Source organism: Allokutzneria multivorans (assembly GCF_039537405.1).
In the GTDB taxonomy this organism is placed as follows: domain Bacteria; phylum Actinomycetota; class Actinomycetes; order Mycobacteriales; family Pseudonocardiaceae; genus Allokutzneria; species Allokutzneria multivorans.
Window position 1 is genome coordinate 355,796 of the sequence record NZ_BAABAL010000005.1, and the last position, 14,880, is coordinate 370,675.

General features: G+C 69.7%; 15 protein-coding genes. 5 read left to right on the plus strand and 10 right to left on the minus strand.

Translation table 11 applies throughout. From position 1 onward, the window contains the following. Window positions 1-258: 258 nt before the first annotated feature. Entirely contained in the window at window positions 259-1,242 is a 984-nt protein-coding gene (locus tag ABD798_RS05645; protein ID WP_344871433.1) for an ABC transporter substrate-binding protein, read from the plus strand. A gap of 87 nt (window positions 1,243-1,329) precedes the next feature. Here the strand turns inward: ABD798_RS05645 and ABD798_RS05650 are convergent, their stop codons facing one another. From ABD798_RS05650 to ABD798_RS05680, 7 genes are all read right to left on the minus strand, one after another. Beyond that, window positions 1,330-2,823 carry a tripartite tricarboxylate transporter permease gene (locus tag ABD798_RS05650; protein ID WP_425549165.1) on the minus strand — a complete coding sequence of 498 codons (1,494 nt, stop codon included), beginning with the start codon at window positions 2,821-2,823 and terminating at the stop codon, window positions 1,330-1,332. 1 nt (window position 2,824) lies between these two features. Then, complete coding sequence (locus tag ABD798_RS05655) at window positions 2,825-3,310, minus strand: tripartite tricarboxylate transporter TctB family protein (protein WP_344871434.1); 486 nt, start codon at window positions 3,308-3,310, stop codon at window positions 2,825-2,827. A 1-nt stretch (window position 3,311) separates the two neighbouring features. Next, window positions 3,312-4,292: a Bug family tripartite tricarboxylate transporter substrate binding protein gene (locus ABD798_RS05660; protein WP_344871435.1), complete on the minus strand. Its 981-nt coding sequence runs from the start codon at window positions 4,290-4,292 to the stop codon at window positions 3,312-3,314. Between the two features lie 155 nt (window positions 4,293-4,447). Continuing rightward, entirely contained in the window at window positions 4,448-5,935 is a 1,488-nt protein-coding gene (locus ABD798_RS05665; protein ID WP_344871436.1) for a tripartite tricarboxylate transporter permease, read from the minus strand. Next, entirely contained in the window at window positions 5,922-6,419 is a 498-nt protein-coding gene (locus ABD798_RS05670) for a tripartite tricarboxylate transporter TctB family protein (RefSeq protein ID WP_344871437.1), read from the minus strand. Before ABD798_RS05670 ends, ABD798_RS05665 begins: the two co-directional genes overlap by 14 nt. Next, a complete protein-coding gene (locus ABD798_RS05675; RefSeq protein ID WP_344871438.1) occupies window positions 6,416-7,399 on the minus strand; it encodes a Bug family tripartite tricarboxylate transporter substrate binding protein in 984 nt (327 codons plus the stop codon). Before ABD798_RS05675 ends, ABD798_RS05670 begins: the two co-directional genes overlap by 4 nt. A gap of 70 nt (window positions 7,400-7,469) precedes the next feature. Then, window positions 7,470-8,111, minus strand: a complete 642-nt coding sequence (locus ABD798_RS05680; protein ID WP_344871439.1) for an LppU/SCO3897 family protein — start codon at window positions 8,109-8,111, stop codon at window positions 7,470-7,472. Window positions 8,112-8,270: 159 nt separating this feature from the next. Here ABD798_RS05680 and ABD798_RS05685 point away from each other — a divergent pair, with 159 nt between their 5' ends. Then, entirely contained in the window at window positions 8,271-9,932 is a 1,662-nt protein-coding gene (locus ABD798_RS05685) for a DNA repair helicase XPB (protein ID WP_344871440.1), read from the plus strand. Window positions 9,933-9,935: 3 nt separating this feature from the next. Beyond that, entirely contained in the window at window positions 9,936-10,892 is a 957-nt protein-coding gene (locus ABD798_RS05690; RefSeq protein WP_344871441.1) for an o-succinylbenzoate synthase, read from the plus strand. Window positions 10,893-10,903: 11 nt separating this feature from the next. Here ABD798_RS05690 and ABD798_RS05695 read toward each other — a convergent pair whose 3' ends face one another. Next, window positions 10,904-11,062 (minus strand): hypothetical protein, encoded by a 159-nt coding sequence (locus ABD798_RS05695; RefSeq protein WP_344871442.1) that lies wholly within the window; start codon window positions 11,060-11,062, stop codon window positions 10,904-10,906. An 86-nt stretch (window positions 11,063-11,148) separates the two neighbouring features. Here ABD798_RS05695 and ABD798_RS05700 point away from each other — a divergent pair, with 86 nt between their 5' ends. After that, window positions 11,149-11,385: a hypothetical protein gene (locus tag ABD798_RS05700; protein ID WP_344871443.1), complete on the plus strand. Its 237-nt coding sequence runs from the start codon at window positions 11,149-11,151 to the stop codon at window positions 11,383-11,385. A 341-nt stretch (window positions 11,386-11,726) separates the two neighbouring features. Here the strand turns inward: ABD798_RS05700 and ABD798_RS05705 are convergent, their stop codons facing one another. Further along, on the minus strand, window positions 11,727-12,878 hold the full coding sequence (locus ABD798_RS05705) for a CapA family protein (RefSeq protein ID WP_344871444.1): 1,152 nt from the start codon (window positions 12,876-12,878) through the stop codon (window positions 11,727-11,729). A 93-nt stretch (window positions 12,879-12,971) separates the two neighbouring features. On the opposite strand from ABD798_RS05705, the gene ABD798_RS05710 reads away from it, so the two are divergent. Then, the gene (locus ABD798_RS05710) at window positions 12,972-13,196 is read left to right on the plus strand and encodes a PspC domain-containing protein (RefSeq protein ID WP_086823285.1); all 225 of its coding nucleotides are present in this window, start codon (window positions 12,972-12,974) and stop codon (window positions 13,194-13,196) included. Window positions 13,197-13,311: 115 nt separating this feature from the next. On the opposite strand, the gene ABD798_RS05715 is transcribed toward ABD798_RS05710, so the two are convergent. Continuing rightward, complete coding sequence (locus ABD798_RS05715) at window positions 13,312-14,877, minus strand: beta-N-acetylhexosaminidase (RefSeq protein ID WP_344872884.1); 1,566 nt, start codon at window positions 14,875-14,877, stop codon at window positions 13,312-13,314. Window positions 14,878-14,880: the final 3 nt, after the last annotated feature.

Genomic DNA, 14,880 nt, shown 5'->3' on the forward strand with positions numbered 1-14,880 from the left:
GGACTTGCGAATGCGGGCCGCATTGCAGCACAGTCCCAGCCGCCAACGCCAGTCTCACCGGCGCTGACCAGCGGACTTCCCCTGCAGGGCGCCACGGGTCGCTAGCCAGGGGAGCGTAGTGGTACGGACCAGCGAACGGGAAGATGAGACAGCGGACAGTGTCTGAAGTTGTGACTCTATTCCCTCTTGTGGGTGGATAGCATCGCCACGCCTTCCCCGGCATGTCACCGTGAGTTGATCAGAGAACGAGGAGTCGGCATGACCATCGGAGCCTTCCGGCGCGCGTTCGCGCTGCTGGCCAGTGCGGTCGTGCTGGCGAGCACCAGCGGGTGCGGGTTGTTCGGCGGCGCTGAGCAGGCCTCCGCGCCCAAGCCGGAGCGCGGCACCCTGCGCATCGGCGTGCTGCCCAGCGTCGACGTGGCCCCGCTCTACCTGGCGCGCAACGAGAAGCTGTTCGCCAACGCGGGACTCCAGGTCGAGCTGATCGTGGTCAACGACGACAACTCCGCGGTGCAGCAGCTGGAGAGCCAGACCCTCGACATCGCCTTCGCCAGCCACGTCACGCTGTTGCGCGCCGTGCACTCCGGCAAGGAACTGCAGTTGCAGGGCGAGGCCTACCAGGCCGCGCGCAACACCATGGCGCTGGTCACGCTCGCCGACTCCGACTACGACAACCCCGGTGAGATCCAGAAGCCGAAGATCGCGGTCAACCGCAAGGACGACCTCGGCACACTGACCACCGAGAGCGTTTTGCAGACCGCAAACGTGCAGAAGGGCAACATCAAGTGGACGCCGATGGCGTTCGCGGACATGACCGCGGCACTGAGCAACAAGTCGGTGGACGCGGCTTGGATGGTCGAGCCCTGGATCACCAAAGCCCAGCGCTCGCTGGGTGCGCGAGTGCTGACCGACACCGCGCGCGGCTACACCCTCGACTTCCCGATGTCCGGGTACGCATCGAGCAAGAAGTTCGCCGACTCCTACCCGAAGACCCTCGCTGCATTCCGCAACGTGCTGGAGAAGGCGCAGGAGCTCGGCACCAACAAGCTCGCCGTGCAGGAGGTGCTGACCGAGTACGCGGAGGTCGACGCGCAGACCGCGGGCCTCGTCTCGGTGGGCACCTACCCGGTCTCGATCAACCCGGTGCGGCTCCAGCGGGTCGCCGACATGATGGAGACCTCGCAGCTGCTGACCAGCCGCCTCGACGTGCAGCAGCTGCTGCCTCCGGCGAGGGTGTCCTAGCTCCTTATATATAGCGACAGACTTTCGAAGTTCTGGTTGTCCCCTGAGAGGGGCGCCCCAGGGGCATGGGGCGCCCCTCACGCGCGTCTAGGGGACCTTCCGCCGGGCCCGCGCCTTCATGATCAGCGGGACCACGATCGCCAGCAGCGCCAGCGCGAGCATCAGCTGCGCGAACGGCGTGCCGACGAGCGCGGCCGGGTCGCCCTGGTTGACCAGCAGCGTCTTGCGCAGGTTGTCCTCGGCGATCGGCCCGAGGATCAGGCCGACGACCGCGGGCACCACGGGCCAGCCGTAGCGGCGCATCGCGTAGCTGAGCACGCCGATCCCGAGCAGCACGAGCAGTCCCTGCCAGGACTGGCTGGAGGCGTAGGCGCCGAGCGAGGCGCACACGAGGATGCCCGCGTAGAGATAGGGGCGCGGGATCTGCAGGATCTTCACCCAGATCCCGGCCAGCGGCAGGTTCAGCACCAGCAGCATCACGTTGCCGATGCACAGCGACGCGATCAACGTCCACACCAGCTCGGGCTGCATCTCGAACAGCAGCGGCCCCGGCTGGATGCCGTAGCTGCTGAAGGCGGAGAGCATGATCGCCGCCGTCGCCGAGGTCGGCAGACCGAGCGTGAGCAGCGGGACCAGGACGCCCGCGACCGCCGCGTTGTTCGCGGCCTCGGGACCGGCGACGCCCTCGATCGCGCCCTTGCCGAACTCCTCGGGCCGCTTGGACAGCTTCTTCTCCACCGCGTAGGAGAGGAAGGTCGTCACCACCGGGCCGCCTGCGGGCATCACGCCGAGCGGGAAGCCGATCGCCGTGCCGCGCAGCCACGGCTTCCACGAGCGCTTGAGGTCCTCCTTCGGCAGCCACCACGTCCGGCTCACCGGCACCAGCTCCGGCGGCGCGTGCCGCATCCGGGAGGCCACGTACAGCGTCTCGCCGACCGCGAACATGCCGACGGCCGCGATCACCACGTCGACGCCGTTGGCCAGCTCGAACAGGCCGAAGGTGAACCTCGGCTGGCCGGAGACCGAGTCGAGCCCGATCAGCCCGAGCGCGAGCCCGACCGACAGCGACGCCACCCCGCGCAGCGGCGAGGAGCCGAGCATCGCCGAGACCGTGCAGAAGGCCAGCACCACCAGCGCGAAGTAGTCGGCCGAGGTCAGCGTCACGGCCCAGTCCGCCATCACCGGCGCGAGCACCGCGATCAGCAGCGTGCCGATCGTGCCCGCGACGAAGGAGCCGAGCGCGGCGGTGGCCAGCGCCTGGGCCCCACGGCCGAGCTTGGCCATCTTGTTGCCCTCGAGCGCGGTGATGATCGACGCCGACTCGCCGGGGGTGTTGAGCAGGATCGAGGTGGTCGAACCGCCGTACATGCCGCCGTAGAAGACCCCGGCGAACAGGATGAACGCCGAGGTCGCGGGCACCGAGAAGGTGATCGGCAGCAGCAGTGCGACGGTCATCGCGGGGCCGATCCCCGGCAGCACTCCGACCAGCGTGCCCAGCAGCACGCCGAGCAGCGCGAACATCAGGCTCTCGGGGGTCAGGGCGGCGGCGAAGCCCTGCATGAGGTAGTCGAACGAGCTCACGTCACGTCCACATCTGGAAGGGGCCGCCGGGCAGGTACGCCCCGAGCCCGAACACGAAGACCGCCCACAGCCCGATGGCCAGACCGAACGAGCTGGCCAGCACCACGAGCCAGCGGCGGGCGCCGAGCACGGCGGCGGTGCCCGCGAAGAGCACCGTCGCCGCGAGCGGCCAGCCGATCGGTTCGATGAGCAGCGCGTGCGCCGCGAAGAGCACGATCACCACGAGCATCGCCCGCCAGTCGGTGCGGCGATCGACGTCGACGTCCTCCCCCTCCTCCGGCGGAGCGGACCTGCCTCGCAGGACCTGCACGGCGAGCAGGACCGCGAGGCCGACGAGCAGCCCGCCGATCAGGTAGGGGAAGAGGCGGGGCCCGGCCGTCGCGGCGCTGCGCGGCACCACGATCTCCGGGGTCTGCACGAGGACGTAGACGCCCGCCGCCGCGAGCAGGGCGACGAGGACGAGTTCGCCGCTGAAGCGCCGTACCAAGCTAGTTCACCAGGCCGATCTCTCGGAGGACCTTTCGCGCGGCAGCATCCTCGGTCTCGATGTAGCTGTCGAACTCGGGGCCGGTGAGGAAGGCGTCGTCCCAGTCCTTGGCCTTGAGGGTCTGCTTCCACGCGGGCGAGGCGTGCAACTTGGTCACGGCGTTGACCAGGCGCGTCTTGGCCTCGTCGCTGAGCCCGGGGCGCGCGACGACCCCGCGCCAGTTCAGGTAGGTCAGCCCCATGCCCTGCTCGGTCAGCGTCTTGACCTCGGGCAGCAGCTTGGAGCGCTGGCTGCCGGAGACGGCGATCGCCCGCAGCTTGCCCGCCTTGATGTGCTCGGCGTACTCGGTGATGCCGGAGATGCCCGCCTTCGCCTCACCGGAGAGCAGCCGGGTGACCGACTCGCCACCACCGGCGTTGGGCAGGTAGGTCAGCTGCGCGGGGTCGATGCCGACGCGGTCGGCGATCAGCCCGGCCAGGATGTGGTCGACGTCGGCGACGTAGCCGCCGGTGATCACGATGCCCTTGGGGTCACCGCGCCAGGCGGTGAGGAACTGCTCCAGGTTGCGGTACGGGCTCTCGGCGGGGACCACCAGCGCGAGGCTCTCGCCGGTGAGGCGGGCGATCGGGGTGGTGTCCTTGAGCGTCTTCTCCGACTTGTTGTTGATGATGCCCGCGACCATCACCTTGCCCATCTGCATGAGCAGGTCGTCGTCCTTTTCCCCGACGAGCTTGTTCAGTCCGGCAACGCCGCCGGGCCCTTCCAGATTGAAAACCTGCACGCCGGACGCGAGCTTTTCTCGCTGTAGCACGTCCTGGAGGGCCTGGGCGGTTTGGTGCCAACCGCCGCCGGGTTTGGCCGGGACCAGGATCCGCAGGCCGTCGATCGAGCCCTCGCCCGAGGCGGAGGGAGTGGTGCAGCCCGCGGCGAGGCCGGCTGTGAGCAGCAGTGAGGCGAACAGGAACTGGCGGCGGCGTGTCACGGGCGGCTTCCTTCGGTGGGACTGGCGGCGAGCCACGCGCGAACTTTTCACAACAATTGGACTCGTTCGGCGTGACGGCGCATCCCAACACAGGTAAGGAGGCCAACGCACACCGGGAGTGAATATTCGGGGGATTCAGAAATCAATATTGCTAATCAGCTCCGGCGGCGCCTCGCCCGAAGAATCAGCGGAACGATCACCGCGAGCAGGGCGAGCGCGAACATGACCTTCGAGAAGGTGCTCGACACCAGCGCGCCGGGATCGCCCTGGCTGATCTGGAGCGCCTTGCGCAGGTTCTCCTCGGCGACCGGGCCGAGGATCAGGCCCAGCACCGCGGGCGCGACCGGCCAGCCGTAACGGCGCATCGCGAAGCCCAGCGCGCCGATCACCACGAGCACGAGCAGCCCCGCCGCGGACTGGCTGGAGGCGAACGCGCCCAGCGACGCGCACAGCAGGATGCCGCCGTAGAGGTAGGGGCGCGGAACGCGCAGCAGCTTCACCCAGATCCCGGCCAGCGGCAGGTTCAGCACCAGCAACAGCACGTTGCCCAGGTAGAGCGAGGCGATCAGCGCCCAGACCAGTTCGGGCTTGGTGTCGAAGAGCAGCGGTCCCGGCTGGATGCCGTAGCTGGTGAACGCGGCGAGCATCACCGCCGCCGTCGCTGACGTGGGCAGACCCAGTGTCAGCAGCGGAACCAGCACTCCGGCCGCGGCTGCGTTGTTGGCCGCCTCGGGTCCGGCGACGCCTTCGATGGCGCCCTTGCCGAACTCGTTGTTCTTGCCCGCGAGCTTCTTCTCCGTCGCGTACGACAGGAAGGTCGTCACGTCGGCACCACCGGCGGGCACGGCTCCGATCGGGAAGCCGATGAAGGTGCCGCGCAGCCACGGCTTCCACGAGCGCTTCAGGTCGGCCTTGGGCAGCCCCCACGTCGTGCCCACCGGGATGACGTTCACCGGGCCGTGCCGCAGCCGCGAGGCCACGTAGATCGACTCGCCCACCGCGAAGAGGCCGACGGCGGCGATCACCACGGGGACGCCCCGGTTGAGCTCGTCGATGCCCATCGCGAAGCGGGACTGGCCGGTGATCTTGTCGATGCCGACCAGCCCCAGGTAGAGCCCGACGGAGAGCGAGGCGACCCCGCGCAGCGGCGAGGTGCCCAGCATCGCCGCGACGGTGCAGAACGCCAGCGCGGTCAGCGCGAAGTAGTCGGCCGAGGTCAGCGAACTCGCCCAGGTCGCGACGGGGACCGCGACCAGCGACAGCAGCAGCGTGCCGATCGTGCCCGCGACGAAGGAGCCGAGCGCGGCGGTCGCGAGCGCCTGCGCGCCCCTGCCCGCCCTGGCCATCTTGTTGCCTTCGAGCGCCGTCACGATCGACGCCGACTCGCCGGGGGTGTTGAGCAGGATCGAGGTGGTCGAACCGCCGTACATGCCGCCGTAGTAGATCCCGGCGAACATGATCAGCGCGGCGGCGGGCGGCACGGTGAAGGTGATCGGCAGCAGCAGCGCGACGGTCATCGCGGGGCCGATCCCCGGCAGCACTCCGACCAGCGTGCCCAGCAGCACGCCGATGACGGCGAAGAGCAGGTTCTGGGCGCTCAGCGCGCTCGCGAAGCCGTCGAGGAGGAGGTCAAGCGAGCCCATGCACCAGTCCCTGCAACGGTCCGCCGGGCAGGTAGGCGCCCAGCCCGAACACGAACACCGCCCACAGGCCGACCGCGAGCACGAGCGCGCTCACCACGATCAGCCACCACTTCCTGGCTCCGAGCACGACCGCGGCGCCGGAGAACAGCAGCGCGGCGGCGAGGGGCCAGCCGATCGGCTCGATCAGCACGGCGTGCGCGGCGAACAGCACGATCAGCAGCACCACGGCCCGCCAGTCGGTGCGGCCGTCCGGGTCGACGTCCTCGCCCTCCTCGGGCGGAGCCGCCTTGCCGCGCAGCACCTGCGCGCCCAGCAGCACCGCGACGCCGACCAGCAGCCCGCCGATCAGGTACGGGAACAGCCTCGGCCCCGCGTTCTCCGCCATCGGCGGCACCATGATCGACGGCGTCGTGGCCAGCGTGTACGCGCCCAGCCCGGCGAGCAGCGCGACCAGCAGCAGCTCGCCGCTCGGCCGAGTCCTCACTTCACGGCACCGATCTCCTTGAGCGCCTTGCGCACGGTGCCGTCCTCCTCCTCGATGAACTTGGCGAACTCCTCACCCGCGAGGAAGGAGTCCTCCCAGTCGTTGCTCTTGAGGACCTGCTGCCAGGTCGCGCTGTCGCGCATCTTCCTGATCATCTCGACGTACTGCTGCTTCACCGAGGCCGACAGCCCCGGCCGCGCGACGACCCCGCGCCAGTTCAGGTAGCTCAGCGCGATGCCCTGCTCGGTCAGCGTCTTGATCTCGGGGATCAGGTTGGAGCGCTTCTGCCCGGAGACCGCGATCGCGCGCAGCTTGCCCGACTTGATCAGGTCCTTGTACTCGCCGACCCCGGAGATGCCCGCCTTGACCTCGCCGGAGAGCAGCTTCGGGATGGACTCACCGCCGCCGCTGTTGGGCACGTAGTTCAGCTGCGCGGGGTCGATGCCCACGCGGTCGGCGATCAGCCCGGCCAGGATCTGGTCCGCGCCGCCCGCCGAACCGCCGGTGATCACCGTGCCCTTGGGGTCGGCGCGCCACGCGGAGAGGAACTGCTCCAGGTTGCGGTACGGCGCGGACTCCGGGACCACGAGCACCAGGCTCTCGCCGAGCAGCCGCGCGATCGGGGTGGTGTCCTTCAGCGTCCGCTGGGCGCTCGCGCTGATGATGCCGCCGACCATGACCTGGCCCATCACCATGAGGACCTTGTCGTCCTTCTCCCCTGCCAGCTGGTTGAGGCCGTTGACGCCGCCGGCGCCCTCGACGTTGTAGACCTGCACCGGCGCCGCGGCGAGCCGGTCGCGCTGGAGCACGTCCTGCAGGCTCTGCGCGGTCTGGTGCCAGCCGCCCCCGGGCTTCGCGGGGGCCATGATCCGCAGTCCCGCGATGGGCGCGCCCGGCGCTCCACCGGCTCCGGAGGTGCATCCGGCGACCAGCGCCGCGACTGTGCTGAGGGCGCCGATGAGCAGGGCACGACGTGACATGGTTTCGGATCTCAGCACACTGTGACGACGGCCACCAGAGGCGCAAGACGAATGGGGTAGATCGCGGCGGCTAGGTGCCCGCGTCCGGCTTGCCCAGGCAGTAGGTGGTCGCGGGCTCGCTGTAGATCCACGCCGAGTCCGGGTTGCCGCACAGCGCCCCGTCCGACCTGCCGTCGTGGGCCTTCACGACGCGGATCGCCCCCGCCTCCGCGCAGGCCGCCCTCACCAGGTCGGTGTCCTGCCCGGTGCCGGTGACCACGAAGCAGTCGCCCTCCCTGGCGTTCGCCATCAGGCAGAGCTTGAGCCCGCCGGTGCGGCGCGTGCGCTCCCAGTACTCGATGTAGTCCCCGTGCGGGCAGGTCCCGTCGCTGTCGTCGAGCTTCTTCGCGACCTTGTACGTGGCACGGACGTCTTCGCAGGTCACGATGGACACGGTCGGGTCGGCGCCGCCCCCGGCCAGCGCGACGCACTCGCCTGCCGCGACCTTCTGCGCGTCACCCCTGATCAGGAAGTACCCCGCGAGGACCAGCGCGAGCACCACCAGCGGCACCGTGATCCGCGCCTGGAAGCTCCTGCGCTTCGGCGCGGGCTGCTGCGGGATGAAGTGGGGCTTGCCCTCGTCCTCCGCGCGTGCCGGGGCGAAGGCGGGGCGCCCGTTCTGGGCGTACCCCAGGCGTCCCTGGCGATCGGGCTGGTGCGGTGGGGTTGTCACCGTCAGTCCTCTTTCGTCCCCGTGGCTCCGTGACAGCGGGTGAACAATGTAGCCCCGTCGGGTGACCGCACGCAGGGTGGAACACGGCGCGCGTGTCAGGGGTTGCTTCTACGGTGCAACACTGAAGTACAGAGTGCGAACGCGAGGAGTGCACGAACTGTGACCGACGGCCCGCTCATCGTCCAGTCCGACAAGACCCTGCTGCTCGAGGTGGACCACCCGGCGGCGGGGGACGCGCGGATCGCCATCGCGCCGTTCGCGGAGCTGGAGCGCGCGCCGGAGCACGTGCACACCTACCGCGTCACGCCGCTCGCGCTGTGGAACGCCCGCGCGGCGGGCCACGACGCGGAGCAGGTCGTGGACGCGCTCGTCCGCTTCTCCAGGTACTCCGTGCCGCAGCCGCTGCTGGTCGACATCGTCGACACCATGGGCCGCTTCGGGCGGTTGCAGCTGGCGAACCACCCCGCGCACGGGCTGACGATGCACTCGCTCGACCGCGCGGTGCTCGAAGAGGTGCTGCGCCACAAGAAGATCTCCCCGATGCTCGGCGCGCGCATCGACGACGACACCGTGGCCGTGCACCCCAGCGAGCGCGGGCGGCTCAAGCAGATGCTGCTCAAGATCGGCTGGCCCGCAGAGGACCTCGCGGGCTACGTGGACGGCGAGGCGCACCCGATCTCCTTGGAGGAGAAGGGATGGGCGCTGCGCGATTACCAGCGCATGGCGGCGCAGGCGTTCTGGGCGGGCGGCTCCGGCGTGATCGTGCTGCCCTGCGGCGCGGGCAAGACGATGGTCGGCGCGGCCGCGATGGCCGAGGCGCAGGCGACGACGCTGATCCTGGTCACCAACACCGTCGCGGGCAGGCAGTGGAAGCGCGAGCTGATCGCGCGGACGTCGCTGACCGAGGAGGAGATCGGCGAGTACTCCGGTGAGCGCAAGGAGATCCGCCCGGTCACCATCGCGACCTACCAGGTGATCACCCGCAAGACCAAGGGCGAGTACAAGCACCTGGAGCTGTTCGACTCCCGCGACTGGGGCCTTGTCGTCTACGACGAGGTGCACCTGCTGCCCGCGCCGGTCTTCCGGATGACCGCCGACCTCCAGTCGAGGCGGCGGCTCGGGCTGACCGCGACCCTGGTCCGCGAGGACGGCCGCGAGGGCGACGTGTTCTCGCTGATCGGCCCGAAGCGCTACGACGCGCCGTGGAAGGACATCGAGGCGCAGGGGTGGATCGCGCCGGCCGACTGCGTCGAGGTCCGGGTGACGCTGACGGAGAACGAGCGGCTGGAGTACGCCACCGCCGAGGCCGAGGACCGGTACAAGCTGTGCTCCACCGCGCGCACGAAACTGCCTGTGGTGCAAGCGATCCTGGACCGCCACCCCGGCGAGCCGACCTTGGTGATCGGCGCGTACCTGGATCAGTTGGAGTCGCTCGGCGAGGCGTTGGGCGCGCCGATCATCCAGGGCTCCACGAAGAACAAGGAGCGCGAGCAGCTCTTCGACGCGTTCCGGCGCGGGGAGATCAGCACCCTGGTGGTGTCGAAGGTCGCCAACTTCTCCATCGACCTGCCGGAAGCCTCGATCGCCGTGCAGGTCTCCGGCACCTTCGGTTCCCGCCAGGAGGAGGCTCAGCGGCTCGGGAGGTTGTTGCGCCCCAAGGGAGACGGCCGTCAGGCGCACTTCTACTCGGTGGTCTCGCGGGACACGCTGGACACCGAGTACGCGGCGCACCGGCAGCGCTTCCTCGCCGAACAGGGCTACGCGTACCGGATCGTCGACGCCGATGACCTGCTCGGTCCCGCGTTGCCCGAGATCGGCTGAGGCGTGTCGTTCTCTGTGGTCGGCGTGTACGCATTGCCGCTGCGGAACCGTTTTCGTGGCATCACCGTGCGACACGGCGTGCTGTTGGAGGGTGTGTCCGGTTTCGGGGAGTTCTGCGCTTTCGAGGACTACTCCGATTCGGAATCCGTTCCGTGGCTGGCGGCTGCGCTTGAGTCGTGTTCCGGCTCGTGGCCGACTCCGGTTCGGTCGAGGATTCCCGTCAACTGCACCGTTCCCGCTGTGCCGCCTTCACGGGCTTTCGAGATCGTGGCGGCTTCGGGGTGCACCACGGCCAAGGTGAAGGTCGCCGATCCGGGTCAGTCCATCGAGGATGATTGCGAGCGGGTTGCCGCCGTGCGCTCGGCGCTTGGCCCCTCGGGTGCCATCCGGGTGGACGCCAACATGGCGTGGTCGGTCGATTCGGCGGTAGCCGCGATCCGTTCCCTGGACCGCGAAGCTGGCGGTCTTGAATACGTGGAACAACCGTGTCGGACGCTTTCGGAACTCGCCGCCGTTCGAAAGCGCGTGGACGTCCGGATCGCCGCCGACGAATCCATCCGGCGCGCTTCGGACCCCATGAAGGTGGCGGTGGCGGGCGCCGCCGATGTGGCCGTGTTGAAGGCGACTCCGCTCGGTGGGGCTCGGCGGGCGCTGGAGGTCGCGGAAGCGTGCGGGCTGCCGTGCGTAGTGTCCTCCGCGTTGGAGTCCAGCGTGGGTTTGGCGGGCCAGCTCGCTTTGGCGGCTGCGCTTCCGTCGCTCGATTTCGCTTGTGGGCTGGGGACGATCTCCTTGTTCACCGAGGACGTCGCGTCGGATTCACTGCGCCCGGTGGACGGTTTTCTTCCCGTGCCCGCGCGCGCCGCTGAGCCTTCGTTGTTGGATGGCGTGCGCGCCGATGCCGAGACCGAGCGCAGGTGGCTTTCCCGCATGGAACGCGTCGCGGCGCTCCTGCCCGCGTAGCTCGCACGTTCTCATTCGAACGGGTTGCGCGCGACCGCGATGTTCCTGGGCACAACGGCCGAGGCCCGCCCCGACATGGACAAGGTCGCCGCCATCGGCGAGCAGCTCAAGGCGAAGTTCACCAAGGAGGTCTGCGGCAAGGGCATCAACCCGGCAGCAGCCCCGCCCACGTCACCTGGTTCGAGAACGACGTCCTGCCGAAGGTGTTCACCAAGGCGTTCCTGGGAACAGCCCGCCACCGAACTGGAAATCGGTGGTGGGCAGCCTCAAGAAGGACTGCTACAAGCCCGGCGACCTGTGCTCCGGGCCGGTCCAGGACGCTTTCACCGAGTGCGCCAAGAGCAAGATCCCCGGCCTGGCCCTCCGGCTCGGCCCGTGGTTCCTGGCCAACTGCCCCGAGCTGGACGCCACGCTGATCCAGGGCTGGTCCAAGAAGCTCCCCCTCATCTCGGCGCTCATGGTCGCCTTCGCCAAGAAGTTCCGCCCCTCCTGACCTCGCCACCTCCAAGCGTTCTGGCAACTCCTTGCGAGGAAGAGCGCTCGACAATCGCAACGCGTTGCCACAACGTCGTTCTCCGGCGGCTTCACGCTCACGCGCCCGCGCGCGGGGCCCTCCCCCGCGTTCCATTCTTCCGGACGTGGGTGACGGGGATGGGGAATCGCGGAGCAGGTGCGGGTGAGTTGTCCCCACCGGCGAAGTTGTCCACAAGTCGATCTTCGGGGCTTGCCGGGCGGTCACCGGGCGGACAGGCTGGAGTCACCAACGAGGTCGGGAGGTGGTCGACTTTGCCTTGCCCCACAACCGAATAGTGAGATCGCGAGAGCGGATCCCGGTCAGCTTCCCTTGCGGGTCAGGATCTCCTTGTTCGCGCCCAGGCTCCGGACGATGCGTTCGGTGCGGGTGACGGCTTCGGTGTTCCGAGTCGACGCGGGCGCCGTGCTGAGGTCCAGCAAGCGGATCGGCGGCCCCAGCTCGACCAGCGTCGGCGAGAACTCCGCTGTCCCGACCTTCCACTTCGCCCCGTCGCGGACGAAGGTGAACCGGGCGATGGCGCCCTCCTCGCTCACGCCACGCGGTTCCGCGTGCTTGGCGATGTGGTTGCCGAGACCGTAGGCCACCCACTTGTCACCGATCTTCTCGAACGGCTGCACGACGTGCGCGTGGTGCCCGATGATCAGATCCACGGCTGGATCACCGAGGATCTTGCGGGCGAGCTGCTTCTGCTCCGAGGTCGGCTCGTGCTTGAACTCCGTGCCCCAGTGCAGGCTGGCGAGAACGACCTCGGCACCTGCGGCCTTCGCGGCGCGGGCGGCGGCGAGCACCGCGTTGGCGTCGAGCTTGTTGGACAGCCACGGCTTGTCCGCAGGCACCGGGATGCCGTTGAACCCGAAGGTGAACGACACGTGGCCGACCTTCACGCCGTGCACGTCGAGCACCCTGGGCTTGGCGGCCTCCGCCGCCGAGCGCGCCGAGCCGGTGTGCGCGATGCCCGCCGAGTCCAGCGCGTCGAGCGTGCGGGTCACGCCCGCGGCACCCTGGTCGATGGTGTGGTTCGAGGCCGTCGAGCAGGCGTCGTAGCCGGTGTCGGCCAGGCCCTTGGTGACCTCGGGCGGAGCGCTGAAGTTCGGGTAGCCCTTGAAGGGGCCGCCCGCCGGGGCGATCGGCACCTCCAAGTGGCAGATCGCGAGGTCGGCGGAGGAGATCGCTTGCTTCACGCCCGCCAGCAGGGGGCCGTAGTCACGTCGCCCCTGGCCGTCCTCGGTGGCCTGTGCGGTCAGCTCCGGGTGGATCAGCACGTCTCCCGTCGCTGCCACGGTGAACGAGTCACCGGAGGCCGCTGAGGACGACGTGGGTCCCGCCGACGAGGGCGCGGACGGAGCGGACGAGGACGCGGGCGGGGGTGTCTCGGTGGCGCACGCCGCGAGTGCGACCGCGCACAGCGTGGCCGCGGCGATGCGGCTCGTCCGGATTCCCCTGGATGTCATGGGCATTGTCTACAGGACGCTCAGGGGTCGCTCCGGGTTGGTTTCCGGGAGCACCCCGATGTCCGGGGCACGTTTCCGGGCGAGAGTGGAGTCATGTTCGACACCGACACCACCACGCAGTCCGGGAGCTCGGTCCGCCGGTTCCGCCGCAGCCGTACCGACCGGATGGTCGCTGGTGTGTGCGGAGGCGTCGCCCGGGTCCTCAACGTGGATGCGGCGCTGCTGCGCATCCTGCTCGTCGCGGCGACCCTGCTCGGCTTCGGCGCGGGCGCGGTCCTCTACCTCGTCTGCTGGATCCTGATGCCCGAGGACGCCTGAACACCTCACGAACTCGACGCCGGGGCCGCGGACGCCTGTGAGCGCCTGCGCTCCGTGGTCTCGGCGTTGAGCCGGGGGTGGCAGCCCCCGGCGCCCTTCGCCGGAGGGCCCGCGCCTACCTCGGCAGACCCGGCACGCCCGGGCGGGTCTGCCAGGGGTGCGGGCCAGCCAGCGGCCGGTACTCCACGCCCAGCGCGTCCAGTCTGGGCAGGTGGTGGTCGGTGAGCCTGCGCAGGAACGCCTCGGGGTCGCGTTCCGCCGGGCTCCACACCACCTCCGCGAACGCCGACAGGCGCGGGAAGGCGGCGTAGTCCAGCCGCCTCGGCGTGTCCAGGTGCTCGGTCCACAGCTGTGTCTGTGCGCCGAGGACCCGGGTCGCCGCGTCCGCGTCCAGGCCGGCGGGGACGGGCTCGTAGGCGTAGACGTCGGCGAGGGTCCGGAGGTAGCCGACCGGGATCGGTTCCTCGGGGTGATCGGCCTGCCGGTGATCCAGGTAGACGTGCTGCTCGGGGCACATGACGACCTGGTGACCCGCGCGGGCCGCGTCCACCCCGGCCTGTTCGCCGCGCCAGGAGGCCACGATCGCGCCCGGGGGCAGGTCGCCGACCTCGGCGATCTCGTCCCAGCCGATGATCCGCCTGCCGCGCTCGGCGAGGTGCACGGCCATCTGCCTGATGAACCAGCCGTGCAGCTGCGCTTCGGAGGTCAGGCCTTGCTCGGCCATGCGCGCACGCGCGTCCGGGCTCTCGCGCCACTGGCCCAGCGGCACCTCGTCGCCGCCGACGCAGATGACCTCCGAGGGGAAGACCTCGATCACCTCGTCGAACACGTCGCGGAAGAACTTCACGGTCTCGTCGGACACGTTGACCACGTTGGGGTTGATGCCCCAGCCGGTCCACACCCCGAGGTCCGCGCCGGTGTTGCCCAGTTCCGGGTACGCGGCGATGGCCGCCTGGGTGTGCCCGGGCACGTCGATCTCGGGGACGACGGTGATGCCCCGCTCGCCCGCGTAGGCGACGATCTCGCGCAGGTCGTCCTTGGTGTAAAAGCCACCGTGCGGGCGGTCGTCGAGCGCGCCGAGCTTGCCGTGGCCGACCGTGGACCGCTCGCGCCAGCCTCCTACGGCGGTGAGCCTGGGGTAGCGCTCGATCTCCATGCGCCAGCCCTGGTCATCGGTCAGGTGCAGGTGCAGCACGTTGAGCTTGTGCGCGGCCATGAGGTCGAGGAACCGGAACACGTCCGACCTCGGCAGGAAGTGCCTTGCGACGTCGAGCAGGCAGCCGCGCCACCCGAAGCGCGGGTGGTCGACCACGGTCCCGCACGGCAACTCCCACCGTCCACTGTGGACAGCTGCGCGCCGGAACGCGGCTGGGCCCATGAGCTGGCGCAGGCTCTGCGCGGCGTAGAACGCTCCGGTCCCGTCAGCCGCGCTGACTCGCACCGCGGCCGGGGTGATCTCCAGGCGGTAGCCCTCGGCGGGCAGCGATTCGTCCACGGAGAACGTGATCGCCGAGGAACCGGACTCGGTCAGCGGAAACCCTGTGGCAGCACGGAGCTGGGTCCGCAACCACTCAACGGCGGGCAGCGGACCGGTCAGCGCCGTCGTCTCGTCGAGCGGGAAGATCCCCTCGGCGGCGGTGGCTTCGACGGGACGCGGCAGCAGGACATCGAACGGCGACAACAC